Source organism: Escherichia sp. HH091_1A (genome assembly GCF_030295175.1).
In the GTDB taxonomy this organism is placed as follows: domain Bacteria; phylum Pseudomonadota; class Gammaproteobacteria; order Enterobacterales; family Enterobacteriaceae; genus Escherichia; species Escherichia coli_F.
The window spans coordinates 5,112,250-5,135,512 of record NZ_AP025747.1; the positions used below are offsets into that span (position 1 = coordinate 5,112,250).

General features: G+C 51.0%; 27 protein-coding genes. 22 read left to right on the top strand and 5 right to left on the bottom strand.

Features of this window, described 5'->3' with window-relative positions; all coding sequences use genetic code 11:
- The 14 genes from hflC to QUF14_RS25305 all read left to right on the top strand — a co-directional run bounded on the left by hflC (position 1) and on the right by QUF14_RS25305 (position 13,616).
- A complete protein-coding gene (hflC, locus tag QUF14_RS25235; protein ID WP_001232412.1) occupies positions 1-1,005 on the top strand; it encodes a protease modulator HflC in 1,005 nt (334 codons plus the stop codon).
- Between the two features lie 81 nt (positions 1,006-1,086).
- Positions 1,087-1,284 carry a DUF2065 domain-containing protein gene (locus QUF14_RS25240; protein ID WP_001089292.1) on the top strand — a complete coding sequence of 66 codons (198 nt, stop codon included), beginning with the start codon at positions 1,087-1,089 and terminating at the stop codon, positions 1,282-1,284.
- 103 nt (positions 1,285-1,387) lie between these two features.
- On the top strand, positions 1,388-2,686 hold the full coding sequence (gene purA, locus QUF14_RS25245; RefSeq protein WP_000527955.1) for an adenylosuccinate synthase: 1,299 nt from the start codon (positions 1,388-1,390) through the stop codon (positions 2,684-2,686).
- A gap of 204 nt (positions 2,687-2,890) precedes the next feature.
- A complete protein-coding gene (gene nsrR / locus QUF14_RS25250; RefSeq protein WP_001177637.1) occupies positions 2,891-3,316 on the top strand; it encodes a nitric oxide-sensing transcriptional repressor NsrR in 426 nt (141 codons plus the stop codon).
- A 38-nt stretch (positions 3,317-3,354) separates the two neighbouring features.
- Positions 3,355-5,796: a ribonuclease R gene (gene rnr, locus QUF14_RS25255; RefSeq protein ID WP_000076292.1), complete on the top strand. Its 2,442-nt coding sequence runs from the start codon at positions 3,355-3,357 to the stop codon at positions 5,794-5,796.
- A 180-nt stretch (positions 5,797-5,976) separates the two neighbouring features.
- A complete protein-coding gene (rlmB, locus tag QUF14_RS25265; protein WP_001293285.1) occupies positions 5,977-6,708 on the top strand; it encodes a 23S rRNA (guanosine(2251)-2'-O)-methyltransferase RlmB in 732 nt (243 codons plus the stop codon).
- A 124-nt stretch (positions 6,709-6,832) separates the two neighbouring features.
- The gene (locus QUF14_RS25270; RefSeq protein ID WP_000220118.1) at positions 6,833-7,234 is read left to right on the top strand and encodes a YjfI family protein; all 402 of its coding nucleotides are present in this window, start codon (positions 6,833-6,835) and stop codon (positions 7,232-7,234) included.
- 18 nt (positions 7,235-7,252) lie between these two features.
- A complete protein-coding gene (locus QUF14_RS25275; RefSeq protein WP_000511992.1) occupies positions 7,253-7,951 on the top strand; it encodes a PspA/IM30 family protein in 699 nt (232 codons plus the stop codon).
- Positions 7,951-9,021, top strand: a complete 1,071-nt coding sequence (locus QUF14_RS25280; protein ID WP_000466340.1) for a potassium channel family protein — start codon at positions 7,951-7,953, stop codon at positions 9,019-9,021. Before QUF14_RS25275 ends, QUF14_RS25280 begins: the two co-directional genes overlap by 1 nt.
- Positions 9,018-9,677, top strand: coding sequence for a YjfK family protein (locus QUF14_RS25285; protein ID WP_000200290.1), 660 nt, complete (start codon positions 9,018-9,020; stop codon positions 9,675-9,677). The genes QUF14_RS25280 and QUF14_RS25285 overlap by 4 nt, the downstream gene beginning before the upstream one ends.
- Positions 9,678-9,694: 17 nt before the next feature.
- Positions 9,695-10,093, top strand: a complete 399-nt coding sequence (locus QUF14_RS25290; protein WP_000547753.1) for a DUF350 domain-containing protein — start codon at positions 9,695-9,697, stop codon at positions 10,091-10,093.
- A gap of 9 nt (positions 10,094-10,102) precedes the next feature.
- A complete protein-coding gene (locus tag QUF14_RS25295) occupies positions 10,103-10,741 on the top strand; it encodes a DUF1190 domain-containing protein (RefSeq protein WP_000101673.1) in 639 nt (212 codons plus the stop codon).
- A gap of 2 nt (positions 10,742-10,743) precedes the next feature.
- A complete protein-coding gene (locus tag QUF14_RS25300) occupies positions 10,744-11,907 on the top strand; it encodes a glutathionylspermidine synthase family protein (protein WP_024212007.1) in 1,164 nt (387 codons plus the stop codon).
- Between the two features lie 83 nt (positions 11,908-11,990).
- A complete protein-coding gene (locus QUF14_RS25305; protein ID WP_024212008.1) occupies positions 11,991-13,616 on the top strand; it encodes an isovaleryl-CoA dehydrogenase in 1,626 nt (541 codons plus the stop codon).
- Between the two features lie 149 nt (positions 13,617-13,765).
- On the opposite strand, the gene yjfN is transcribed toward QUF14_RS25305, so the two are convergent.
- Both yjfN and bsmA read right to left on the bottom strand, forming a co-directional pair.
- Complete coding sequence (gene yjfN / locus QUF14_RS25310) at positions 13,766-14,041, bottom strand: DUF1471 family protease activator YjfN (protein WP_024166233.1); 276 nt, start codon at positions 14,039-14,041, stop codon at positions 13,766-13,768.
- A 148-nt stretch (positions 14,042-14,189) separates the two neighbouring features.
- Positions 14,190-14,519, bottom strand: a complete 330-nt coding sequence (gene bsmA, locus QUF14_RS25315; protein WP_000254636.1) for a biofilm peroxide resistance protein BsmA — start codon at positions 14,517-14,519, stop codon at positions 14,190-14,192.
- A 181-nt stretch (positions 14,520-14,700) separates the two neighbouring features.
- Between bsmA and yjfP the strand changes: the two genes are divergently transcribed.
- Positions 14,701-15,450, top strand: a complete 750-nt coding sequence (yjfP, locus tag QUF14_RS25320; protein WP_000569639.1) for an esterase — start codon at positions 14,701-14,703, stop codon at positions 15,448-15,450.
- On the opposite strand, the gene ulaR is transcribed toward yjfP, so the two are convergent.
- Entirely contained in the window at positions 15,447-16,202 is a 756-nt protein-coding gene (gene ulaR, locus QUF14_RS25325) for an HTH-type transcriptional regulator UlaR (RefSeq protein ID WP_000133631.1), read from the bottom strand. The two genes, yjfP and ulaR, sit on opposite strands and share 4 nt — an antisense overlap.
- Before the next feature lie 107 nt (positions 16,203-16,309).
- Complete coding sequence (gene ulaG, locus QUF14_RS25330; RefSeq protein ID WP_001353507.1) at positions 16,310-17,374, bottom strand: L-ascorbate 6-phosphate lactonase; 1,065 nt, start codon at positions 17,372-17,374, stop codon at positions 16,310-16,312.
- Between the two features lie 354 nt (positions 17,375-17,728).
- Between ulaG and ulaA the strand changes: the two genes are divergently transcribed.
- The 6 genes from ulaA to ulaF are packed head-to-tail and all read left to right on the top strand — an operon-like array spanning position 17,729 to position 22,135.
- On the top strand, positions 17,729-19,126 hold the full coding sequence (gene ulaA / locus QUF14_RS25335; protein WP_024212009.1) for a PTS ascorbate transporter subunit IIC: 1,398 nt from the start codon (positions 17,729-17,731) through the stop codon (positions 19,124-19,126).
- Positions 19,127-19,141: 15 nt separating this feature from the next.
- Positions 19,142-19,447: a PTS ascorbate transporter subunit IIB gene (ulaB, locus tag QUF14_RS25340; RefSeq protein ID WP_000218362.1), complete on the top strand. Its 306-nt coding sequence runs from the start codon at positions 19,142-19,144 to the stop codon at positions 19,445-19,447.
- 9 nt (positions 19,448-19,456) lie between these two features.
- Positions 19,457-19,921 (top strand): PTS ascorbate transporter subunit IIA, encoded by a 465-nt coding sequence (gene ulaC, locus QUF14_RS25345; RefSeq protein WP_000776505.1) that lies wholly within the window; start codon positions 19,457-19,459, stop codon positions 19,919-19,921.
- A gap of 13 nt (positions 19,922-19,934) precedes the next feature.
- Complete coding sequence (gene ulaD, locus QUF14_RS25350) at positions 19,935-20,585, top strand: 3-keto-L-gulonate-6-phosphate decarboxylase UlaD (protein ID WP_000056740.1); 651 nt, start codon at positions 19,935-19,937, stop codon at positions 20,583-20,585.
- A gap of 9 nt (positions 20,586-20,594) precedes the next feature.
- Positions 20,595-21,449 carry an L-ribulose-5-phosphate 3-epimerase UlaE gene (gene ulaE / locus QUF14_RS25355; RefSeq protein ID WP_000949498.1) on the top strand — a complete coding sequence of 285 codons (855 nt, stop codon included), beginning with the start codon at positions 20,595-20,597 and terminating at the stop codon, positions 21,447-21,449.
- Positions 21,449-22,135, top strand: coding sequence for an L-ribulose-5-phosphate 4-epimerase UlaF (gene ulaF, locus QUF14_RS25360; protein WP_001170808.1), 687 nt, complete (start codon positions 21,449-21,451; stop codon positions 22,133-22,135). Before ulaE ends, ulaF begins: the two co-directional genes overlap by 1 nt.
- A 128-nt stretch (positions 22,136-22,263) precedes the next feature.
- Here the strand turns inward: ulaF and yjfY are convergent, their stop codons facing one another.
- Positions 22,264-22,539 (bottom strand): DUF1471 family protein YjfY, encoded by a 276-nt coding sequence (yjfY, locus tag QUF14_RS25365; RefSeq protein ID WP_000492917.1) that lies wholly within the window; start codon positions 22,537-22,539, stop codon positions 22,264-22,266.
- A gap of 327 nt (positions 22,540-22,866) precedes the next feature.
- Between yjfY and rpsF the strand changes: the two genes are divergently transcribed.
- Positions 22,867-23,262 (top strand): 30S ribosomal protein S6, encoded by a 396-nt coding sequence (gene rpsF, locus QUF14_RS25370; RefSeq protein ID WP_001216676.1) that lies wholly within the window; start codon positions 22,867-22,869, stop codon positions 23,260-23,262.
- The last annotated feature ends 1 nt before the right edge of the window (position 23,263 follow it).

Here is a 23,263-nt window from a genome sequence, read left to right on the forward strand (position 1 = left end):
ATGCGTAAGTCAGTTATCGCGATTATCATCATCGTGCTGGTAGTGCTTTACATGTCTGTCTTTGTCGTCAAAGAAGGTGAGCGCGGTATTACGCTGCGTTTTGGTAAGGTACTGCGTGACGATGACAACAAACCTCTGGTTTATGAGCCGGGTCTGCATTTCAAGATACCGTTCATTGAAACGGTGAAAATGCTTGATGCACGTATTCAGACCATGGACAACCAGGCCGACCGCTTTGTGACTAAAGAGAAGAAAGACCTGATCGTCGACTCTTACATCAAATGGCGCATCAGTGATTTCAGCCGTTACTACCTGGCAACGGGCGGTGGCGACATTTCGCAAGCGGAAGTGCTGTTGAAACGTAAGTTCTCTGACCGTCTGCGTTCTGAAATTGGTCGCCTGGACGTGAAAGACATCGTCACCGATTCTCGTGGTCGTCTGACCCTGGAAGTGCGTGACGCGCTAAACTCCGGTTCTGCGGGTACAGAAGATGAAGTTACTACTCCGGCTGCAGATAACGCCATTGCCGAAGCGGCAGAGCGCGTAACGGCTGAGACGAAGGGTAAAGTACCGGTCATCAACCCGAACAGTATGGCGGCGCTGGGTATTGAAGTTGTCGATGTGCGTATCAAGCAGATCAACCTGCCGACCGAAGTGTCTGAAGCGATCTACAACCGTATGCGCGCCGAGCGTGAAGCGGTAGCACGTCGTCACCGTTCACAAGGTCAGGAAGAAGCGGAAAAACTGCGCGCGACTGCCGACTATGAAGTGACCAGAACGCTGGCAGAAGCTGAGCGTCAGGGCCGCATCATGCGTGGTGAAGGCGATGCAGAAGCAGCCAAACTGTTTGCTGATGCATTCAGTAAAGATCCGGACTTCTACGCATTCATCCGTAGCCTGCGTGCTTATGAGAACAGCTTCTCTGGCAATCAGGACGTGATGGTCATGAGCCCGGACAGCGATTTCTTCCGCTACATGAAGACGCCGACTTCCGCAACGCGTTAATATAACGACTGCGGTACAGGTCAATAAAGCCACCGCATCCTCAGGGATGTCGGTGGTTTTCTTTTTCTATAAGGATAATGAATGAATTCGACAATCTGGCTGGCGCTTGCCCTGGTTTTGGTGCTGGAAGGTTTAGGGCCGATGCTTTACCCGAAGGCATGGAAGAAGATGATCGCTGCGATGACCAATTTGCCCGATAATATTTTACGTCGTTTTGGCGGTGGACTTGTGGTTGCGGGCGTTGTGGTCTACTACATGTTGAGGAAAACGATTGGCTGAACAAAAAACAGACTGATCGAGGTCATTTTTGAGTGCAAAAAGTGCTGTAACTCTGAAAAAGCGATGGTAGAATCCATTTTTAAGCAAACGGTGATTTTGAAAAATGGGTAACAACGTCGTCGTACTGGGCACCCAATGGGGTGACGAAGGTAAAGGTAAGATCGTCGATCTTCTGACTGAACGGGCTAAATATGTTGTACGCTACCAGGGCGGTCACAACGCAGGCCATACTCTCGTAATCAACGGTGAAAAAACCGTTCTCCATCTTATTCCATCAGGTATTCTCCGCGAGAATGTAACCAGCATCATCGGTAACGGTGTTGTGCTGTCTCCGGCCGCGCTGATGAAAGAGATGAAAGAACTGGAAGACCGTGGCATCCCCGTTCGTGAGCGTCTGCTGCTGTCTGAAGCATGTCCGCTGATCCTTGATTATCACGTTGCGCTGGATAACGCGCGTGAGAAAGCGCGCGGCGCGAAAGCGATCGGCACCACGGGTCGTGGTATCGGGCCTGCTTATGAAGATAAAGTGGCACGTCGTGGTCTGCGTGTTGGCGACCTTTTCGACAAAGAAACCTTCGCTGAAAAACTGAAAGAAGTGATGGAATATCACAACTTCCAGTTGGTTAACTACTACAAAGCTGAAGCGGTTGATTACCAGAAAGTTCTGGATGATACGATGGCTGTTGCCGACATCCTGACTTCTATGGTGGTTGACGTTTCTGACCTGCTCGACCAGGCGCGTCAGCGTGGCGATTTCGTCATGTTCGAAGGTGCGCAGGGTACGCTGCTGGATATCGACCACGGTACTTATCCGTACGTAACTTCTTCCAACACTACTGCAGGTGGCGTGGCGACCGGTTCCGGCCTGGGCCCGCGTTATGTTGATTACGTTCTGGGTATCCTCAAAGCTTACTCCACTCGTGTAGGTGCAGGTCCGTTCCCGACCGAACTGTTTGATGAAACTGGTGAGTTCCTCTGCAAGCAGGGTAACGAATTCGGCGCAACTACGGGTCGTCGTCGTCGTACCGGCTGGCTGGACACCGTTGCCGTTCGTCGTGCGGTACAGCTGAACTCCCTGTCTGGCTTCTGCCTGACCAAACTGGACGTTCTGGATGGCCTGAAAGAGGTGAAACTCTGCGTGGCTTACCGTATGCCGGATGGTCGCGAAGTGACTACCACTCCGCTGGCAGCAGATGACTGGAAAGGTGTAGAGCCGATTTACGAAACCATGCCGGGCTGGTCTGAATCCACCTTCGGCGTGAAAGATCGTAGCGGTCTGCCGCAGGCGGCACTGAACTACATCAAGCGTATTGAAGAACTGACCGGTGTGCCGATCGATATCATCTCTACCGGCCCGGATCGTACTGAAACCATGATTCTGCGCGACCCGTTCGACGCGTAATTCTGGTACGCCTGGCAGATATTTTGCCTGCCGGGCTAACAGTGTGATACATTGCTGTGTCGGGTTAGCCATTATGCTATCCGACACAGTGTTAAATCCTCGCTTTTTTCCTTCCCCGAACTGAAATAAATTAGCGACACAGCTTGTGGCTGGTTTATCATCAATATAAATGTATTTTTTCCCGATTTCCCTTTTGAGGTTGATGTGCAGTTAACGAGTTTCACTGATTACGGATTACGTGCGCTGATCTACATGGCGTCATTGCCAGAAGGGCGGATGACCAGTATTTCTGAAGTGACTGACGTCTACGGCGTCTCCCGTAATCATATGGTCAAAATAATCAATCAACTTAGTCGTGCCGGCTACGTGACTGCTGTTCGTGGAAAAAATGGCGGCATTCGCCTGGGGAAACCGGCGAGTGCGATACGTATTGGTGATGTGGTGCGCGAGCTGGAACCTTTATCGCTGGTGAATTGCAGCAGTGAGTTTTGCCACATTACACCTGCCTGTCGGTTGAAACAGGCACTTTCTAAGGCCGTGCAAAGTTTTCTTATGGAACTGGATAACTACACGCTTGCCGATTTGGTTGAAGAGAATCAACCGCTTTATAAATTATTGCTGGTGGAGTGACGAAAATCTTCATCAGAGATGACAACGGAGGAACCGAGATGTCACAAGATCCTTTCCAGGAACGCGAAGCTGAAAAATACGCGAATCCCATCCCTAGTCGGGAATTTATCCTCGAACATTTAACCAAACGTGAAAAACCGGCCAGCCGTGATGAGCTGGCGGTAGAACTGCACATTGAAGGCGAAGAGCAGCTTGAAGGCCTGCGTCGCCGCCTGCGCGCGATGGAGCGCGATGGTCAACTGGTCTTCACTCGCCGTCAGTGCTATGCGCTGCCGGAACGCCTCGACCTGGTGAAAGGTACCGTTATTGGCCACCGTGATGGCTACGGCTTTCTGCGGGTTGAAGGGCGTAAAGATGATTTGTATCTCTCCAGCGAGCAGATGAAAACCTGCATTCATGGCGATCAGGTGCTGGCACAGCCGCTGGGCGCTGACCGTAAAGGCCGCCGTGAAGCGCGTATTGTCCGCGTACTGGTACCAAAAACCAGCCAGATTGTTGGTCGCTACTTTACCGAAGCGGGTGTCGGCTTTGTGGTTCCTGACGACAGTCGTTTGAGCTTCGATATTTTAATCCCGCCCGATCAGATCATGGGCGCGCGGATGGGCTTTGTGGTGGTGGTTGAACTGACCCAACGCCCGACTCGCCGTACCAAAGCGGTGGGTAAAATCGTCGAAGTGCTGGGCGATAATATGGGCACCGGCATGGCGGTTGATATCGCCCTGCGTACCCATGAAATTCCGTACATCTGGCCGCAGGCTGTTGAGCAACAGGTTGCCGGGCTGAAAGAAGAAGTACCGGAAGAGGCGAAAGCTGGCCGTGTCGATCTGCGCGATTTACCGCTGGTCACCATTGATGGCGAAGACGCCCGTGACTTTGACGATGCAGTTTACTGCGAGAAAAAACGCGGCGGCGGCTGGCGTTTGTGGGTCGCAATTGCCGACGTCAGTTACTATGTGCGTCCGCCAACACCGCTGGACAGAGAAGCGCGTAACCGTGGTACGTCGGTGTACTTCCCTTCGCAGGTTATCCCGATGCTGCCGGAAGTGCTCTCTAACGGCCTGTGCTCGCTCAACCCGCAGGTAGACCGCCTGTGTATGGTGTGTGAGATGACCATTTCGTCGAAAGGTCGCCTGACGGGCTACAAATTCTATGAAGCGGTGATGAGCTCTCACGCGCGTCTGACCTACACCAAAGTCTGGCATATTCTGCAGGGTGATCAGGATCTGCGCGAGCAGTACTCCCCGCTGGTTAAGCACCTCGAAGAGCTGCATAACCTCTATAAAGTGCTGGATAAAGCCCGTGAAGAACGCGGCGGGATCTCGTTTGAGAGCGAAGAAGCGAAGTTCATTTTCAACGCTGAACGCCGTATTGAGCGTATCGAACAGACCCAGCGTAACGACGCACACAAGTTAATTGAAGAGTGCATGATTCTGGCGAATATCTCGGCGGCGCGTTTCGTTGAGAAGGCCAAAGAACCGGCACTGTTCCGTATTCACGACAAGCCGAGCACCGAAGCGATAACCTCTTTCCGTTCAGTGCTGGCGGAACTGGGGCTGGAATTGCCTGGCGGTAACAAGCCGGAACCGCGTGACTACGCGGAACTGCTGGAATCGGTTGCTGACCGTCCTGACGCAGAAATGCTGCAAACCATGCTGTTGCGCTCGATGAAACAAGCGATTTACGATCCGGAAAACCGTGGTCACTTCGGTCTGGCATTGCAGTCCTATGCGCACTTTACTTCGCCGATTCGTCGTTATCCTGACCTGACGCTCCACCGCGCCATTAAGTATCTGCTGGCGAAAGAGCAGGGGCATCAGGGGAATACCACTGAAACCGGCGGCTACCATTATTCGATGGAAGAGATGCTGCAACTGGGTCAGCACTGTTCGATGGCGGAACGTCGTGCCGACGAAGCAACGCGCGATGTGGCTGACTGGCTGAAGTGTGACTTCATGCTCGACCAGGTAGGTAACGTCTTTAAAGGCGTAATTTCCAGCGTTACCGGCTTTGGCTTCTTTGTTCGCCTGGATGACTTGTTCATCGATGGTCTGGTCCATGTCTCTTCGCTGGACAACGACTACTATCGCTTTGACCAAGTGGGACAACGCCTGATGGGAGAATCCAGCGGTCAGACTTATCGCCTGGGCGATCGCGTGGAAGTGCGCGTCGAAGCGGTTAATATGGACGAGCGCAAAATCGACTTTAGCCTGATCTCCAGCGAACGCGCACCGCGCAACGTCGGTAAAACCGCGCGCGAGAAAGCGAAAAAAGGCGATGCAGGCAAAAAAGGCGGCAAGCGTCGTCAGGTTGGTAAAAAGGTAAACTTTGAGCCAGACAGCGCTTTCCGCGGCGAGAAAAAAACGAAGCCGAAAGCGGCGAAGAAAGACGCGAGAAAAGCGAAAAAGCCATCGGCGAAAACGCAGAAAATAGCCGCAGCGACCAAAGCGAAGCGTGCGGCGAAGAAAAAAGTGGCAGAGTGATCATTACCCTCTTCAAACAGAAGAGGGTCAGATTGCTGACAAAATGCGCTTTGTTCATGCCGGATGCGGCGTGAACGCCTTATCCGGCCTACATAATCACGCAAATTCAATACATTGCAGGGATCATGTAGGCCTGATAAGCGTAGCGCATCAGGCAAAACGTAAACAACGAGTACATTAATGAGCGAAATGATTTACGGCATCCACGCAGTGCAGGCCCTGCTGGAGCGCGCCCCTGAACGTTTTCAGGAAGTCTTTATTTTAAAAGGCCGTGAAGATAAACGTCTGTTGCCGCTGATTCACGCCCTTGAGTCCCAGGGCGTGGTTATCCAGCTGGCAAACCGCCAATATCTCGACGAGAAAAGCGACGGTGCCGTGCATCAGGGCATTATCGCCCGTGTGAAGCCTGGACGTCAGTATCAGGAAAATGATCTGCCGGATCTGCTCGCTTCGCTCGATCAACCGTTCCTGCTGATCCTCGACGGTGTGACCGATCCGCACAACCTCGGCGCGTGCCTGCGCAGCGCGGACGCCGCTGGCGTTCATGCGGTGATTGTGCCGAAAGATCGCTCCGCACAGCTCAACGCCACGGCGAAAAAAGTGGCCTGCGGCGCGGCAGAAAGCGTTCCGCTGATTCGGGTGACTAACCTGGCGCGCACCATGCGTATGTTGCAGGAAGAGAATATCTGGATCGTCGGTACGGCAGGAGAGGCGGATCATACGCTCTATCAGAGCAAAATGACCGGACGGCTGGCACTGGTTATGGGCGCAGAAGGTGAAGGTATGCGTCGCCTCACTCGTGAACATTGCGATGAGTTGATCAGCATCCCCATGGCAGGAAGCGTTTCTTCCCTGAACGTTTCGGTAGCGACCGGCATTTGCTTATTTGAAGCGGTACGCCAGCGTAGCTAATTTCTCTGAATTATGAAAAACCATCCATATTTGGATGGTTTTTTTGTCTATAGCTGGTAAGATAATTACGTACTACAAATATTCATTTTATTAATATTTAAACTTAATTTATATGGAATAATATATGACATGGAATCCGTTGGCGCTGGCGACGGCGCTGCAAACTGTACCTGAACAAAATATTGATATAACAAATAATGAAAACGCATTAATTATTAAAATGAATGATTATGGCGATTTGCAAATCAATATTCTTTTTACTTCCCGCCAAATGATTATCGAAACCTTTATTTGTCCGGTAAGTAGTATCAGCAATCCAGATGAATTTAATACCTTCTTATTAAGAAATCAGAAGATGATGCCGTTGTCATCGGTAGGGATCTCCAGCGTGCAAGAGGAAGAGTATTACATTGTTTTCGGGGCGTTATCGCTTAAATCTTCTCTTGAAGATATCCTGCTGGAAATAACCACGCTGGTAGATAACGCTTTGGATCTTGCTGAAATTACAGAAGAATATTCACACTAATTACAAGGACAGGTATTTATGGGAATTTTAAAAACTTTATTTACGCTGGGTAAATCGGTGATCTCGCAAGCGGAAGAATCCATTGAAGAAGCACAGGGCGTTAGAATGCTTGAACAGCATATACGCGATGCCAAAGCAGAACTGGATAAGGCCGGTAAATCACGTGTCGATCTACTGGCAAGAGTGAAATTGAGCAACGATAAACTGAAAGATTTACGTGAGCGTAAAGCCAGTCTGGAAGCTCGTGCGCTGGAAGCGTTAAGCAAGAACGTTAATCCGTCGTTGATTAACGAAGTTGCTGAAGAAATCGCCCGTCTTGAGAATCTCATTACCGCTGAAGAGCAAGTGTTGTCGAATCTGGAGGTCTCTCGCGATGGTGTGGAAAAAGCGGTTACAGCGACAGCACAGCGTATCGCTCAATTTGAGCAACAAATGGAAGTCGTTAAAGCTACTGAAGCCATGCAGCGTGCACAACAGGCCGTAACGACCTCTACTGTTGGCGCATCTTCCAGCGTTTCGACAGCGGCAGAATCCTTAAAGCGTCTGCAAACGCGTCAGGCCGAACGTCAAGCTCGCCTGGATGCTGCCGCACAGCTGGAAAAAGTGGCAGATGGTCGCGATCTTGATGAAAAACTGGCGGAAGCCGGAATTGGCGGTAGCAACAAAAGTAGCGCCCAGGATGTATTAGCAAGACTGCAACGCCAACAGGGCGAGTAATGTTCTTCTCCTGGATCATTAAAACCTGCCGACGTCACCTTTCCAGGCTTACCTGGCCGGCATTGACTGGATTATTTACAGGACAGTATCTGTTTTGTTATCTGGTGTTAACTGCGTTGCATGAAGTGGCGTTGGTAGGTCAACTGAGTAATTTTATTTATTACTGCTCGGTTGTGGGATCAACGCTGGGGTTTGGTGATATCACACCCCAAACGGTTGGGGGACGTCTGTTCACAGCGCTCTGGCAGATTCCTGTGAGTGTTGGTTTATTTGGCGCTTTAATGGGAAAAGTCATTGCATTAGTGCAAGACATATTGGCGAAAGGAATGACGGGAATGGGCGACTACAGCAATTTGCGCAACCATATGCTGGTCATTGGATGGCGCGGGCATCAGACTGAAAAGATGATTTCATTATTGTTGTTTGATTCCCGAAGAGCATTTGGCCGGGTACTTTTGTGTGAGCGGGATGATATTCAACATCCGATGCCTGGAAATAATTGGGTCGATTTCATTCGTATTAGTAATTTTAATGATCCGCATGAACATACCCGCATGGGACTGGCAAATTGCCAAAGTGTCATCATCTTTTCGCAAACAGATGAGCAGACGTTCACGACCGCACTATCCCTGGCGGATTTTATTCCTGAAAGATGCCATATCGTCGCTTATCTGGAAGATGAACGCTACGCTCGTTTATTAGAGGTTCATTGTCAACGTATTGAAATAGTGCGAAATATTTCAGCAGAACAACTTTCCCGTTCAATACAAGATCCCGGTTCATCTCAATCAGTGGCATCGATTATGAATCCAATGCTGGGGGATACGGGATTTGTTTTACCGATTCCTGAACGGGTTACCTCAATGCGTTATGGCGCATTGATGCATTATATGAAACTTCATCATGATGCCACCGTCCTGGGAATAAGCAGTTGTAAAAATGGTAGGGGAATGGAACTGAATCCAGTCATTGCAACGGAAGTTAAAGGCGGTATGTGGCTGCATCTTATTGGCAATAACCGTATTTTGGCTGAAGAAGTGGCATGGCAGGACATTGAGGGAAGCATATGACAAGTTTTTTCAAGCATCTGTTTGGTAAGGATGATAAACCTGTAATCGCACGTGGCCCGCTGGGACTTCATCTCAATAGCGGCTTTACGCTCGACACGTTAGCGTTTCGTTTGCTGGAAGATGAATTGCTGATTGCGCTGCCGGGTGAAGAATTTACGGTAGCCGCTGTCAGCCACATCGATCTGGGCGGCGGTAGTCAGATTTTCCGCTACTACACTTCGGGCGATGAATTTCTGCAAATCAATACCACCGGCGGCGAAGATATTGATGACATTGATGATATAAAGCTCTTTGTCTATGAAGAGAGCTACGGTATCAGTAAAGAGAGTCACTGGCGCGAGGCGATCAACGCCAAAGCGATGGGGGCAATGACTTTAAACTGGCAGGAAAAACGCTGGCAGCGATTTTTTAACAGCGAAGAACCGGGGAATATCGAACCCGTCTATATGCTGGAAAAAGTTGAAAATCAAAACCACGCCAAATGGGAAGTGCATAATTTTACCATGGGCTATGAACGGCAGGTGACCGAAGATACCTGTGAATATTTGCTGTTAAATGGTGAGGAATCTTTTAACGATCTCGGCGAGCCGGAGTGGTTATTTTCGCGCGCACTGGGTGTTGATATCCCACTGACATCACTTCATATTATTGGTTAATTACAAGGACGTTTACGATGCATATACTGGATTCACTTCTTGCCTTTAGCGCCTATTTTTTTATTGGCGTGGCTATGGTGATTATTTTTCTGTTTATCTACTCCAAAATTACACCGCACAACGAATGGCAGTTAATTAAAAACAATAATACCGCGGCGGCACTGGCGTTCAGTGGTACATTGTTGGGTTACGTGATCCCATTATCTAGTGCGGCAATCAATGCGGTGAGTATTCCGGATTATTTTGCCTGGGGCGGGATCGCACTGGTGATTCAGTTACTCGTTTTTGCTGGCGTCAGACTTTATATGCCAGCATTAAGCGAAAAAATTATTAATCACAATACCGCAGCAGGAATGTTTATGGGAACCGCCGCGCTGGCTGGCGGTATTTTTAACGCAGCTTGTATGACATGGTAATGGACGATCATGGCCAGAAAACGCAAATCAAGAAATAACAGTAAAATTGGTCACGGAGCGATCAGTCGCATTGGAAGACCTAATAATCCTTTTGAGCCGCGACGCAATCGCTACGCACAAAAATACTTAACGTTGGCGCTAATGGGCGGTGCAGCTTTTTTTGTATTGAAAGGTTGTGGCGATAGTGGTGATGTCGATAACGACGGTGACGGAACGTTTTACTCGACAGTGCAGGATTGTATTGATGACGGTAATAATTCAGATATCTGTGCTCATGGCTGGAACAATGCCAAAGCGGCATTTTATGCCGATGTTCCGAAGAATATGACTCAGCAGAATTGTCAGTCTAAGTACGAAAATTGCTACTACGACAATGTTGAACAGAGTTGGATCCCGGTCATTTCTGGATTTTTATTAAGCCGGGTTATTCGTAAAGATCGCGATGAGCCGTTCGTTTATAACAGCGGTGGATCCTCATTTGCTTCCCGCCCCGTCTGGCGCAATACTTCCGGTGATTACTCCTGGCGCTCCGGTTCTGGCAAAAAAGAGTCTTACTCCTCGGGCGGCTTTACCACCAGAAAAGCGTCAACTGTTTCTCGCGGCGGCTATGGTCGTTCTTCCAGCGCCCGTGGGCATTGGGGAGGCTAATCATGCTGAGACACAACGTTCCTGTACGGCGGGATCTGGACCAGATCGCCGCTGACAACGGTTTCGACTTTCATATCATCGACAATGAAATCTATTGGGATGAGAGTCGGGCTTACCGCTTTACCCTGCGCCAGATTGAAGAGCAGATCGAAAAACCAACTGCGGAACTGCATCAGATGTGCCTTGAGGTGGTGGATCGCGCGGTTAAAGACGAAGAGATCCTGAAGCAACTGGCGATCCCGCCGTTGTACTGGGATGTGATCGCCGAAAGCTGGCGCGCACGCGATCCTTCGCTGTATGGACGGATGGATTTTGCCTGGTGTGGCAATGCGCCGGTGAAGCTGCTGGAGTACAACGCCGATACGCCAACCTCGTTGTATGAATCGGCTTATTTCCAGTGGCTGTGGCTGGAAGATGCCCGGCGCAGCGGCATTATTCCGCGTGATGCCGATCAGTACAATGCCATTCAGGAACGCCTGATTTCGCGTTTTAGCGAGCTTTACAGTCGGGAACCGTTTTATTTCTGCTGTTGTCAGGATACCGACGAAGACAGGAGTACTGTGCTGTACTTGCAGGACTGCGCTCAGCAGGCTGGGCAGGAGTCACGGTTTATCTACATTGAAGATCTCGGTTTGGGCGTCGGCGGTGTACTGACCGATCTTGATGATAATGTCATCCAGCGTGCATTTAAGCTGTATCCGCTGGAATGGATGATGCGTGACGATAACGGTCCGCTGCTGCGCAAGCGCCGCGAGCAATGGGTGGAGCCGTTATGGAAAAGTATCTTGAGCAACAAAGGGTTAATGCCGCTGCTTTGGCGCTTCTTTCCTGGTCATCCTAACCTACTTGCATCCTGGTTTGATGGCGAAAAACCGCAGATTGCCGCTGGCGAAAGCTATGTGCGTAAACCGATCTACTCACGCGAGGGCGGTAACGTCACCATTTTCGATGGTCAGAATAACGTCGTTGACCACGCTGAGGGTGATTATGCCGATGAACCGATGATCTACCAGGCATTTCAACCTCTGCCACGATTTGGCGATAGCTACACACTCATTGGTAGCTGGATTGTTGATGATGAAGCGTGCGGAATGGGGATCCGTGAAGATAACACGCTGATCACCAAAGACACCTCACGTTTCGTTCCGCATTATATTGCTGGCTAAGAATGTTTTAGCAATCTCTTTCTGTCAGGAATCCGTGGCAGTGACCATACTAATGGTGACTGCCATTGATGGAGGGAGACACAGTGCACTGGCAAACTCACACCGTTTTTAATCAACCTATACCATTAAATAACAGCAACCTATACCTGTCTGATGGCGCGCTCTGCGAAGCGGTAACGCGTGAAGGTGCTGGCTGGGATAGCGATTTTCTCGCCAGTATTGGTCAGCAGTTAGGAACGGCTGAATCCCTTGAACTGGGGCGACTGGCGAATGTGAATCCGCCCGAATTATTGCGCTACGATGCGCAAGGACGCCGTCTGGACGATGTGCGTTTTCACCCCGCCTGGCACTTGCTGATGCAGGCGCTATGTACCAATCGGGTGCACAATCTTGCCTGGGAAGAAGACGCTCGCTCCGGCGCATTTGTGGCGCGAGCGGCGCGTTTTATGTTGCACGCACAGGTTGAGGCTGGGTCGTTATGCCCGATAACGATGACCTTTGCCGCCACGCCATTGTTATTACAGATGTTACCCGCGCCGTTTCAGGACTGGACCACGCCGCTGTTGAGCGATCGCTACGATTCCCACTTATTGCCAGGTGGGCAAAAACGCGGTTTGTTGATTGGCATGGGCATGACGGAAAAGCAGGGCGGTTCCGATGTGATGAGCAACACTACCCGCGCAGAGCGTCTGGACGATGGCTCTTATCGGCTGGTGGGACATAAATGGTTTTTCTCGGTGCCACAAAGCGACGCGCATCTGGTGCTGGCGCAGACCACGGGCGGTTTATCCTGCTTTTTTGTGCCGCGATTTTTGCCTGACGGGCAACGCAACGCGATTCGCCTGGAGCGGCTGAAAGATAAGCTGGGCAATCGCTCTAACGCCAGTTGCGAAGTGGAGTTTCAGGATGCCATAGGCTGGTTATTGGGGCAGGAAGGGGAAGGGATTCGCCTGATCCTGAAAATGGGCGGGATGACGCGTTTTGATTGTGCACTGGGTAGCCACGCCATGATGCGTCGTGCGTTCTCGCTGGCAATTTATCACGCTCATCAACGCCATGTATTTGGTAATCCGTTGATCCAACAGCCTTTGATGCGTCATGTCTTAAGCCGCATGGCGCTCCAACTTGAAGGGCAAACAGCGTTGCTGTTTCGTCTTGCGCGAGCGTGGGATCGGCGTGCCGATGCCAAAGAAGCCCTGTGGGCGCGCTTATTTACGCCTGCGGCGAAATTTGTTATCTGCAAACGTGGCATTCCGTTTGTGGCTGAAGCGATGGAGGTGCTGGGCGGTATTGGCTATTGCGAAGAGAGCGAACTACCGCGACTTTATCGGGAAATGCCAGTGAACAGCATCTGGGAAGGTTCTGGCAATATTATGTGCCTCGATGTGCTGCGCGTTCTCAATAAGCAGGCGGGTGTATACGACTTACTGTCGGAAGCGTTTATGGAAGTGAAAGGGCAGGATCGCTATTTTGATCGCGCGGTTCGTCGTTTGCAGCAGCAACTGCGTAAGCCAGCTGAAGAAATGGGGCGAGAGATTACTCGTCAGCTATTCCTGCTGGGTTGCGGCGCGCAAATGTTGAAATATGCCTCTCCGCCAATGGCGCAGGCGTGGTGTCAGATGATGTTTGATACGCGCGGCGGCGTGCGGTTGTCAGAGCAGATCCAGAATGATTTATTGCTGCGGGCGACGGGGGGAGTATGTTTATAAACGAGTCAGCCAGATGTGATGCTAGCGCGTCTTATAATGGCAACAGCAGCATTACGTGTTATCAACTAACACAATGAAATTTCAGGAACTGTTGGCCGGATAAGGCACAGGTGCCGCATCCGGCATTGTTCATTTGCTGTAGATGACACTCACGCATACAGGATCGCCTGTACGCGCCAGTTATCAGGCTGCTGGTCTTCGTACATGGTAATAATGCGGTACCATGATGCACCTTGTTCATCGGCCTTTAACGCCACGATACGTTCCACGTCCTGCGGATCCCCTGAAATATTGCTAACCGAGATCTGACCTATTTCATTCAGGCCCGTCACGCAGTCAGCACTGGCGAATTCTGCAGACTGTGCCGTGGTGCTCGCAGGATAAGTCACTAATTGCAGCGAGGGTGAGGCAAGTAATTGTTTCATCGTCAGCTCCATTTTTCGTTTCCCCACATGTTGCAGGGCATTCCATCGCGGTAATAAACGCCCGAGCTTCCAGCTGGTAATTTATTGTGCACAGGTAAACGCATAGGGACGCAAAGCAATGTAAAGCTGGCTGTATAAGTTGTCTGATTTATTTACGGTATAAAATAGCTTGTGAATACCACTGTCCTGTCACGATGGTTTCGTCCACCATGACGACAACGTAATAATCAGCTTTTGCAGCGACAGCTTTCGCTCTGATTTCTGCTAATGCGTCATCCGGAGAACCCCGAACCATCGTGCTTACGCTACCTATTCGCTGTAACCCTTGCGTCTGGTCGCGGCGAATCTCTTGCGGATGGTCCGTTACTGGCGGTGCTGGCTGTGGCGTACCTTGCAGTGCGCTACAGGCACTTAACATCAACACCAATAATAAACTGGCAAACCGGTAAATAACGCTATTACGTTTCCTGCTAACCATAGTGTAGTGCCTTATTAATTTAACTTTGGGGGAATGTTCCCGAATTGTTACCTGGTACGCGATTTTCGAATGAAAACGTGATGAAAGCGTAACCCACATCTCAACATTATGAACTAATACCGCCAGCAGAAACTTGTGCTAAGGATTTCTTCATGTCATACCAGACAAAAAGGAGAGACAGATGATTGAAATAGACTCGCGCGTGCTGGCAGATATTCCCGTTCTTCATGCTTATCCTGTCGGGCAAAAAGATACCCCGTTACCGTGCGTGATTTTTTATCACGGCTTTACTTCGTCCAGTCTGGTGTATAGCTATTTTGCCGTTGCGCTGGCGCAGGCTGGTTTGCGGGTGATCATGCCGGATGCGCCCGATCACGGTAGCCGTTTTAGGGGCGACGCAGCGCGGCGGTTAAATCAATTTTGGCAAATTTTGCTACAAAGTATGCAGGAATTCACTACCTTACGTGCGGCAATAGCCGAAGAAAACTGGCTGCTTGCTGACCGTCTGGCAGTCGGTGGCGCGTCGATGGGCGCGATGACGGCACTGGGAATTACCGCTCGCTACCCCACGGTGAAATGTACCGCCAGCATGATGGGATCGGGCTATTTTACATCACTCGCCCGTTCACTGTTTCCACCGCTGATATCTGAAACGACAGGACAGCAGAACGAATTTAATAACATTATCGCGCCACTGGCAGAGTGGGAAGCGACAAACCACCTGGAAGAGTTGGGAAACAGACCTCTGCTCTTATGGCATGGCCTTGACGATGATGTCGTCCCCGCCGACGAATCACTACGTTTGCAGCAGGCCTTAAGCGAGGTGGGACGGGATAAACAGCTAACCTGTTCATGGCAGCCAGGCGTGCGTCACCGCATTACGCCCGAGGCGTTAGAGACCGCCGTGACATTTTTCCGCCAGCATCTTTAAACACGCAGAATGCTGACCCCTTGCGCTTCCAGTTGTTGCAGGATTTCCGGGTTAGCATTTTTGCCGGTGATCAGCATATCGATTTGATCTGCACGACTAAAGAGCATCCCCGCACGTTCGCCGATCTTACTGCTATCAACCAGTACCACCAGTTTCCCTACCACGCTCAACATCTTCTGCTCTGCCATTGCCGTCAGCATATCGGTTTTATACAACCCTTCTGCGGTCAGTCCTTTGCCGCTGGTAAACATCCAGTGCCCGGCATAGAGACTGTTTTCGCTGCCCTGTGGACTTAAGGTGATGGACTGGCTTTTGTTGTATTGGCCGCCCATGATAATCACGCTGTCATGCTCCTGATCGATCAGGTAATTCGCCAGCGGTAGATAATTAGTAATGATTTGCACTGGCTTGCCACACATTTCCCGCCCAAGCAGAAACGCGGTGGAACCGCAGTTGATGACGACGCTTTCGCCCGGATTAACCAGCTGCGAGGCTGCTTTAGCGATACGTACTTTTTCATCATGGTTCTGCGCCTGATGCAGATTCATCGGCGTCCAGCGTGGGCGCTGCTGGGTAATGGCTTCTGCGCCATTGCGCACTTTTTTCAGTTTGCCGCTTTCGTCAAGTTTATTGATATCGCGTCGAGCGGTAGCAGGCGAAATTCCCAGACGCTCAACGACTTTCTCAACGGTCACAAAGCCCAATTGTGCGAGCATTTCCAGGAGAATTTGATGTCTTTGTGCTTCAGTCATGAGCTATTCCGATAAAATTTGATTTTTTTAGATGATATTTGAAATAGCCAGGAAATACTACGCCGGATAGCGCGAACTTCTCCACGCCATCCGGTATAAACGACAGATTACAGGAACGACTTGAACGGCAGATCCGGTTCAATGGTGAAGCAATCGTCAAAACCGCGTGGATAGTGGTACTCGAAGTTGTCTTTATCCAGCGGCCAGGTAAATTTGCCACCGACCTGCCAGATAAACGGCTTGAAGCCATACTTCAGGCGATCTTTTTTCATCTCCCACAGTACGCGGATCTCTTGCGGATCGGCCTGGAAGTTTGACCAGATATCATGGTGGAACGGGATAACCACTTTTGTATTCAGCGCTTCTGCCATACGCAGGATATCAGCACTGGTCATTTTGTCGGTGATACCACGTGGGTTTTCACCGTATGAACCTAATGCCACGTCGATCTGATGCTCGTTACCGTGCTTCGCATAGTAGTTAGAGTAGTGGGAATCGCCACTGTGATACAGGGTACCGCCCGGCGTTTTGAACAGGTAGTTTACCGCGCGATCGTCCATGCCGTCTGGCAGTACGCCAGCCGCTTTTTGATCGGCAGGCAAAGTGATCAGTGCAGTACGGTCAAACGCGTCAAGGGCATGAATTTCAATGTCTTTCACTTTAACGACATCGCCCGGTTTGACCACGATGCAACGTTCTTTCGGCACACCCCAGCCAATCCACAAATCCACGCAGGTTTTCGGCCCGATAAATGGCACGTCATCAGCGCAGTTCTGCATCACGGCAGCAGCGACGTTGACGTCGATATGATCGTTGTGATCGTGAGTTGCCAGTACCGCGTCGATCTGGCGAATCGCAAACGGATCAAGAACAAATGGGGTGGTACGCAGGTTCGGTTGCAGTTTTTTCACGCCAGCCATGCGCTGCATCTGGTGACCCTGTTTCATTAGTGGGTTACCGTGACTTTGTTTGCCAGTACCACACCAGAAATCGACGCAAACGTTGGTGCCACCTTCAGATTTCAGCCAGATCCCGGTACAGCCTAGCCACCACATCGCGAATGTGCCAGGAGCTACCTGTTCTTGTTCAATTTCTTCATTCAGCCAGCTACCCCACTCCGGGAAAGTGCTCAGGATCCAGGATTCACGGGTGATACTTTTCACTTTACTCATCGCCATTTACCTTCATGATAGTTCAATTTGAATCAATATTTGATTGGTTTTGATTAATCATGACACTATTTTTTCAGGAAGGCAATGACCATTTTTTGACTTTTTGCCAGGGAAGTTGTTGTTGATTTTGAGTATGGAAAGATTTAATGGAATGTGTAATTCAATTAACTAAATGAATTTAAATGAATAATTGTTTCGTTGTGTGAATCCCACTCTATCCATGTGGAATTATTTGCGGGTCGCGTCACATTTAATCATAAATAATCTTGTTGTGATTACTTTTGAAAATTAGAGTGAGTGCACAACATTCCGGGTGTGTGGAATACCCGGTTACCTCTTCTTCAGGAGATCGTTATGGAGATCCTCTACAACATCTTTACCGTGTTTTTTAACCAGGTCATGACCAATGCCCCGTTACTGCTGGGTATTGTGACCTGTCTGGGTTATATCCTGCTGCGCAAAAGCGTCAGCGTGATTATCAAAGGTACGATTAAAACCATTATTGGTTTCATGTTGTTGCAGGCCGGGTCCGGCATCCTGACCAGCACCTTCAAACCGGTGGTGGCGAAAATGTCGGAGGTTTATGGCATCAATGGTGCGATTTCCGATACTTACGCATCCATGATGGCTACCATCGAGCGTATGGGCGATGCCTATAGCTGGGTGGGCTACGCGGTGCTGTTGGCACTGGCGCTGAACATCTGTTACGTGCTGCTGCGTCGCATTACCGGTATTCGCACCATCATGCTGACGGGTCACATCATGTTCCAGCAGGCGGGGCTGATTGCCGTTACGCTGTTTATCTTTGGTTACTCCATGTGGACGACCATTATCTGCACCGCGATTCTGGTTTCGCTCTACTGGGGTATTACCTCTAACATGATGTACAAGCCGACTCAGGAAGTGACGGACGGCTGTGGTTTCTCCATCGGTCACCAACAACAGTTTGCATCATGGATTGCTTATAAAGTTGCGCCTTTCCTCGGCAAAAAAGAGGAGAGCGTTGAAGACCTCAAACTGCCAGGCTGGCTGAACATTTTCCACGACAACATCGTCTCCACGGCGATTGTCATGACCATCTTCTTTGGTGCCATTTTGCTCTCCTTCGGGATCGACACCGTGCAGGCGATGGCAGGTAAAGTGAACTGGACGGTGTACATCCTGCAAACCGGTTTCTCCTTTGCGGTGGCGATCTTCATCATCACTCAGGGCGTGCGCATGTTTGTGGCGGAACTCTCTGAAGCGTTTAACGGTATCTCCCAGCGCCTGATCCCCGGTGCGGTTCTGGCGATTGACTGTGCGGCCATCTATAGCTTCGCGCCGAACGCTGTGGTTTGGGGCTTTATGTGGGGCACCATCGGTCAACTGATTGCAGTTGGCATCCTGGTCGCCTGCGGCTCTTCCATTCTGATTATCCCTGGCTTTATCCCGATGTTCTTCTCTAACGCCACTATTGGCGTGTTTGCTAACCACTTCGGTGGCTGGCGCGCGGCGCTGAAGATTTGTCTGGTGATGGGGATGATTGAAATCTTTGGTTGCGTCTGGGCGGTGAAACTCACCGGTATGAGCGCCTGGATGGGCATGGCGGACTGGTCGATTCTGGCACCGCCGATGATGCAGGGCTTCTTCTCCATCGGCATCGCCTTTATGGCCGTCATCATTTTCATTGCACTGGCTTATATGTTCTTCGCTGGCCGCGCGCTGCGCGCAGAAGAAGATGCAGAAAAACAACTGGCAGAACAGTCTGCTTAATAAGGAGTTTTGATTATGACCGTACGTATTCTGGCTGTGTGTGGTAACGGACAAGGCAGTTCCATGATCATGAAAATGAAAGTGGACCAGTTTTTAACCCAGTCGAACATCGACCACACGGTAAACAGCTGCGCGGTTGGTGAATACAAAAGCGAGTTGAGCGGCGCGGATATCATCATCGCTTCTACGCACATCGCGGGCGAAATCACCGTGACCGGCAATAAATACGTGGTTGGCGTGCGCAACATGCTCTCTCCTGCCGATTTTGGCCCGAAACTGCTGGAAGTGATCAAAGAACATTTCCCGCAGGACGTGAAGTAAGGGCGCGCTATGAAATTACGTGATTCGCTGGCGGAGAATAAATCTATCCGTCTGCAGGCTGAAGCTGAGACATGGCAGGACGCAGTGAAAATCGGCGTTGACCTGCTGGTGGCGGCAGATGTGGTAGAGCCGCGTTACTACCAGGCGATTCTGGATGCGGTTGAACAACACGGCCCGTACTTTGTGCTCGCACCGGGCCTGGCAATGCCGCATGGTCGCCCGGAAGAGGGCGTTAAGAAAACCGGTTTTGCACTGGTGACGCTGAAAAAGCCGCTGGAGTTCAACCACGAAGATAACGACCCGGTGGATATCCTCATCACGATGGCGGCGGTCGATGCCAACACGCATCAGGAAGTGGGCATCATGCAGATCGTCAACCTGTTTGAAGATGAAGAGAATTTCGACCGTTTACGCGCCTGCCGTACTGAGCAGGAAGTCCTGGATCTCATTGACCGCACCAACGCGGCTGCTTAAGAAGGAATTGAAAATGTCATTACCGATGTTGCAAGTCGCGCTGGACAACCAGACTATGGCTAGCGCCTACGAAACCACTCGCCTGATTGCCGAAGAAGTCGACATTATCGAAGTGGGCACCATTCTGTGCGTGGGCGAAGGTGTGCGTGCGGTTCGCGATCTGAAAGCGCTTTATCCGCACAAAATCGTGCTGGCAGACGCCAAAATCGCCGATGCGGGCAAAATCCTTTCTCGTATGTGCTTCGAAGCCAACGCTGACTGGGTGACCGTGATTTGTTGTGCAGATATCAACACCGCCAAAGGCGCGCTGGACGTGGCAAAAGAGTTTAATGGCGACGTGCAGATCGAACTGACCGGTTACTGGACCTGGGAACAGGCGCAGCAGTGGCGCGACGCTGGTATCCAGCAGGTGGTTTATCACCGCAGCCGTGACGCGCAGGCCGCAGGCGTGGCGTGGGGCGAAGCGGATATCACCGCGATCAAACGTCTTTCCGATATGGGCTTCAAAGTCACCGTCACCGGTGGCCTGGCGCTGGAAGACCTGCCGCTGTTCAAAGGCATTCCGATTCATGTGTTTATCGCTGGGCGTAGTATCCGTGATGCCGCCTCTCCGGTTGAAGCCGCGCGTCAGTTCAAACGTTCCATCGCCGAACTGTGGGGCTAAGGAGCGGATATGTTGTCCAAACAAATCCCGCTTGGCATCTACGAAAAAGCGCTCCCCGCCGGGGAGTGCTGGCTGGAACGGCTGCAACTGGCAAAAACGTTAGGCTTCGATTTTGTCGAGATGTCGGTAGATGAAACGGACGATCGCCTCTCGCGCCTTGACTGGAGCCGCGAGCAGCGTCTGGCGCTGGTGAACGCGATTGTTGAAACCGGCGTGCGCGTACCATCCATGTGCCTTTCTGCTCATCGTCGTTTCCCGCTGGGCAGCGAAGATGACGCAGTGCGGGCGCAGGGGCTGGAGATTATGCGCAAAGCTATCCAGTTCGCCCAGGATGTCGGTATTCGCGTGATCCAACTGGCGGGCTACGACGTTTACTATCAGGAAGCCAATAACGAAACGCGTCGTCGTTTCCGTGACGGCCTGAAAGAGAGCGTTGAGATGGCGAGCCGCGCGCAGGTGACGCTGGCAATGGAGATCATGGATTACCCGTTGATGAACTCCATCAGCAAGGCGCTGGGTTACGCGCACTATCTTAACAACCCGTGGTTCCAGCTCTACCCGGATATCGGCAACTTGTCGGCGTGGGACAACGACGTGCAGATGGAGTTGCAGGCCGGAATCGGGCATATCGTCGCGGTGCATGTGAAAGACACCAAACCAGGCGTCTTCAAAAACGTGCCGTTTGGCGAAGGCGTAGTGGATTTCGAACGTTGCTTTGAAACGCTCAAACAGAGTGGCTATTGCGGGCCGTACCTGATTGAGATGTGGAGCGAAACGGCGGAAGACCCGGCGGCAGAAGTGGCGAAAGCGCGTGATTGGGTGAAAGCGCGCATGGCCAAAGCCGGCATGGTGGAGGCGGCATAATGCAAAAGCTAAAACAGCAGGTATTTGAAGCCAATATGGATCTGCCGCGCTACGGGCTGGTGACCTTTACCTGGGGCAACGTCAGCGCCATTGACCGCGAACGCGGGCTGGTGGTGATCAAGCCCAGCGGCGTTGCCTACGAAACCATGAAAGCAGACGATATGGTGGTGGTTGATATGAGCGGCAAGGTGGTGGAAGGGGAGTATCGTCCGTCTTCCGACACTGCGACGCATCTTGAACTCTACCGTCGTTATCCGTCGCTTGGCGGCATTGTCCATACCCATTCCACGCATGCCACCGCATGGGCGCAGGCGGGGCTGGCGATCCCGGCGTTAGGCACCACGCACGCTGACTACTTCTTTGGTGATATCCCGTGTACGCGTGGATTAAGCGAAGAAGAGGTGCAGGGTGAGTATGAACTGAACACTGGCAAAGTGATTATCGAAACGCTGGGCAACGCCGAGCCGCTGCATACGCCGGGAATTGTGGTGTATCAGCACGGGCCGTTCGCCTGGGGGAAAGATGCTCACGATGCGGTGCATAACGCGGTGGTGATGGAAGAAGTGGCGAAAATGGCGTGGATTGCCCGCGGCATTAACCCACAACTGAATCACATCGACAGCTATCTCATGAATAAACACTTCATGCGTAAGCACGGTCCTAACGCCTATTACGGGCAGAAGTAAAACACGCGCTGCGGAAATTTCCTTCTTCGGGAGATAACTGGTCTAAGTCCACAGCCGTTTTTCAAAAAAAGCCCCCTGAGAAGGGGGCAAAGCAAACTATGGCAATGTTTCGTTGGTTATACCTGGTGCTAGCGATAAATATCCGCGCTGGCGTGCATGTTGCCGTTACTCCCCGGTTCCCGCATCAGAATCACGTGGTAGTACGTTGCGCCCTGCGCATTTGTCTCTTCATTTAATGCCTGACGCGCTTCGCTTTCAGTGGCGAAATTATGATTGATATAAATCACGCCTAAGCTTTGCACATCGTCCATATTTCTGGCCTGGTGGTTATTAATTTCAATGGCTGCCCATGTATTTGCACTTAGCAAAAGCACAGCCAGAAGGGCTAAAACACGGCTGAACATAGATACCTCCTCGACGGCTGACTTTGTGTGCTCTCCTCTTGTGGTGATCTTCTGATTTAATTTTAATCAATGATAAAGAAGTGGATGGTGACCATTTCTGATGCAGTTGTTCAAAAAAACACCATGATGAAGTGTGATGAACTTCAAATCAGCGTGTTAGTACGATTTGGTGAAAGATGAGATTTATTTGTCGGCTGGCCTTGAGTTTAGCGGGGTATGTCAGTACTATAACGCGTCATTTTTCAGCCGACCTTTAACACGTTCCTTGCCTCCCCGGGATTCGGCTGACCCAGACAGGAGGCTGAATAATCCGTAAGGAGCAATTCGATGCGTCATTACGAAATCGTTTTTATGGTCCATCCTGACCAGAGCGAACAGGTTCCGGGCATGATCGAGCGCTACACTGCTGCCATCACTGGTGCAGAAGGCAAGATCCACCGTCTGGAAGACTGGGGCCGCCGTCAGCTGGCTTACCCGATCAACAAACTGCACAAAGCACACTACGTTCTGATGAACGTTGAAGCTCCGCAGGAAGTGATCGATGAGCTGGAAACTACCTTCCGCTTCAACGATGCCGTTATCCGCAGCATGGTTATGCGTACCAAGCACGCTGTTACCGAAGCATCTCCGATGGTTAAAGCGAAAGACGAGCGCCGTGAGCGTCGCGATGATTTCGCAAACGAAACCGCTGATGATGCTGAAGCTGGGGATTCTGAAGAGTAAT

Bases quoted from the DNA above. Each gene is read 5' to 3' on its own strand.
- hflC (WP_001232412.1), top strand. From the start codon at position 1: ATGCGTAAGTCAGTTATCGCGATTATCATCATCGTGCTGGTAGTGCTT.
- QUF14_RS25240 (WP_001089292.1), top strand. From the start codon at position 1,087: ATGAATTCGACAATCTGGCTGGCGCTTGCCCTGGTTTTGGTGCTGGAA.
- purA (WP_000527955.1), top strand. From the start codon at position 1,388: ATGGGTAACAACGTCGTCGTACTGGGCACCCAATGGGGTGACGAAGGT.
- rnr (WP_000076292.1), top strand. From the start codon at position 3,355: ATGTCACAAGATCCTTTCCAGGAACGCGAAGCTGAAAAATACGCGAAT.
- rlmB (WP_001293285.1), top strand. From the start codon at position 5,977: ATGAGCGAAATGATTTACGGCATCCACGCAGTGCAGGCCCTGCTGGAG.
- QUF14_RS25270 (WP_000220118.1), top strand. From the start codon at position 6,833: ATGACATGGAATCCGTTGGCGCTGGCGACGGCGCTGCAAACTGTACCT.
- QUF14_RS25275 (WP_000511992.1), top strand. From the start codon at position 7,253: ATGGGAATTTTAAAAACTTTATTTACGCTGGGTAAATCGGTGATCTCG.
- QUF14_RS25280 (WP_000466340.1), top strand. From the start codon at position 7,951: ATGTTCTTCTCCTGGATCATTAAAACCTGCCGACGTCACCTTTCCAGG.
- QUF14_RS25285 (WP_000200290.1), top strand. From the start codon at position 9,018: ATGACAAGTTTTTTCAAGCATCTGTTTGGTAAGGATGATAAACCTGTA.
- QUF14_RS25290 (WP_000547753.1), top strand. From the start codon at position 9,695: ATGCATATACTGGATTCACTTCTTGCCTTTAGCGCCTATTTTTTTATT.
- QUF14_RS25295 (WP_000101673.1), top strand. From the start codon at position 10,103: ATGGCCAGAAAACGCAAATCAAGAAATAACAGTAAAATTGGTCACGGA.
- QUF14_RS25300 (WP_024212007.1), top strand. From the start codon at position 10,744: ATGCTGAGACACAACGTTCCTGTACGGCGGGATCTGGACCAGATCGCC.
- yjfN (WP_024166233.1), bottom strand. From the start codon at position 14,041: ATGAAACAATTACTTGCCTCACCCTCGCTGCAATTAGTGACTTATCCT.
- bsmA (WP_000254636.1), bottom strand. From the start codon at position 14,519: ATGGTTAGCAGGAAACGTAATAGCGTTATTTACCGGTTTGCCAGTTTA.
- yjfP (WP_000569639.1), top strand. From the start codon at position 14,701: ATGATTGAAATAGACTCGCGCGTGCTGGCAGATATTCCCGTTCTTCAT.
- ulaR (WP_000133631.1), bottom strand. From the start codon at position 16,202: ATGACTGAAGCACAAAGACATCAAATTCTCCTGGAAATGCTCGCACAA.
- ulaG (WP_001353507.1), bottom strand. From the start codon at position 17,374: ATGAGTAAAGTGAAAAGTATCACCCGTGAATCCTGGATCCTGAGCACT.
- ulaA (WP_024212009.1), top strand. From the start codon at position 17,729: ATGGAGATCCTCTACAACATCTTTACCGTGTTTTTTAACCAGGTCATG.
- ulaB (WP_000218362.1), top strand. From the start codon at position 19,142: ATGACCGTACGTATTCTGGCTGTGTGTGGTAACGGACAAGGCAGTTCC.
- ulaC (WP_000776505.1), top strand. From the start codon at position 19,457: ATGAAATTACGTGATTCGCTGGCGGAGAATAAATCTATCCGTCTGCAG.
- ulaD (WP_000056740.1), top strand. From the start codon at position 19,935: ATGTCATTACCGATGTTGCAAGTCGCGCTGGACAACCAGACTATGGCT.
- ulaE (WP_000949498.1), top strand. From the start codon at position 20,595: ATGTTGTCCAAACAAATCCCGCTTGGCATCTACGAAAAAGCGCTCCCC.
- ulaF (WP_001170808.1), top strand. From the start codon at position 21,449: ATGCAAAAGCTAAAACAGCAGGTATTTGAAGCCAATATGGATCTGCCG.
- yjfY (WP_000492917.1), bottom strand. From the start codon at position 22,539: ATGTTCAGCCGTGTTTTAGCCCTTCTGGCTGTGCTTTTGCTAAGTGCA.
- rpsF (WP_001216676.1), top strand. From the start codon at position 22,867: ATGCGTCATTACGAAATCGTTTTTATGGTCCATCCTGACCAGAGCGAA.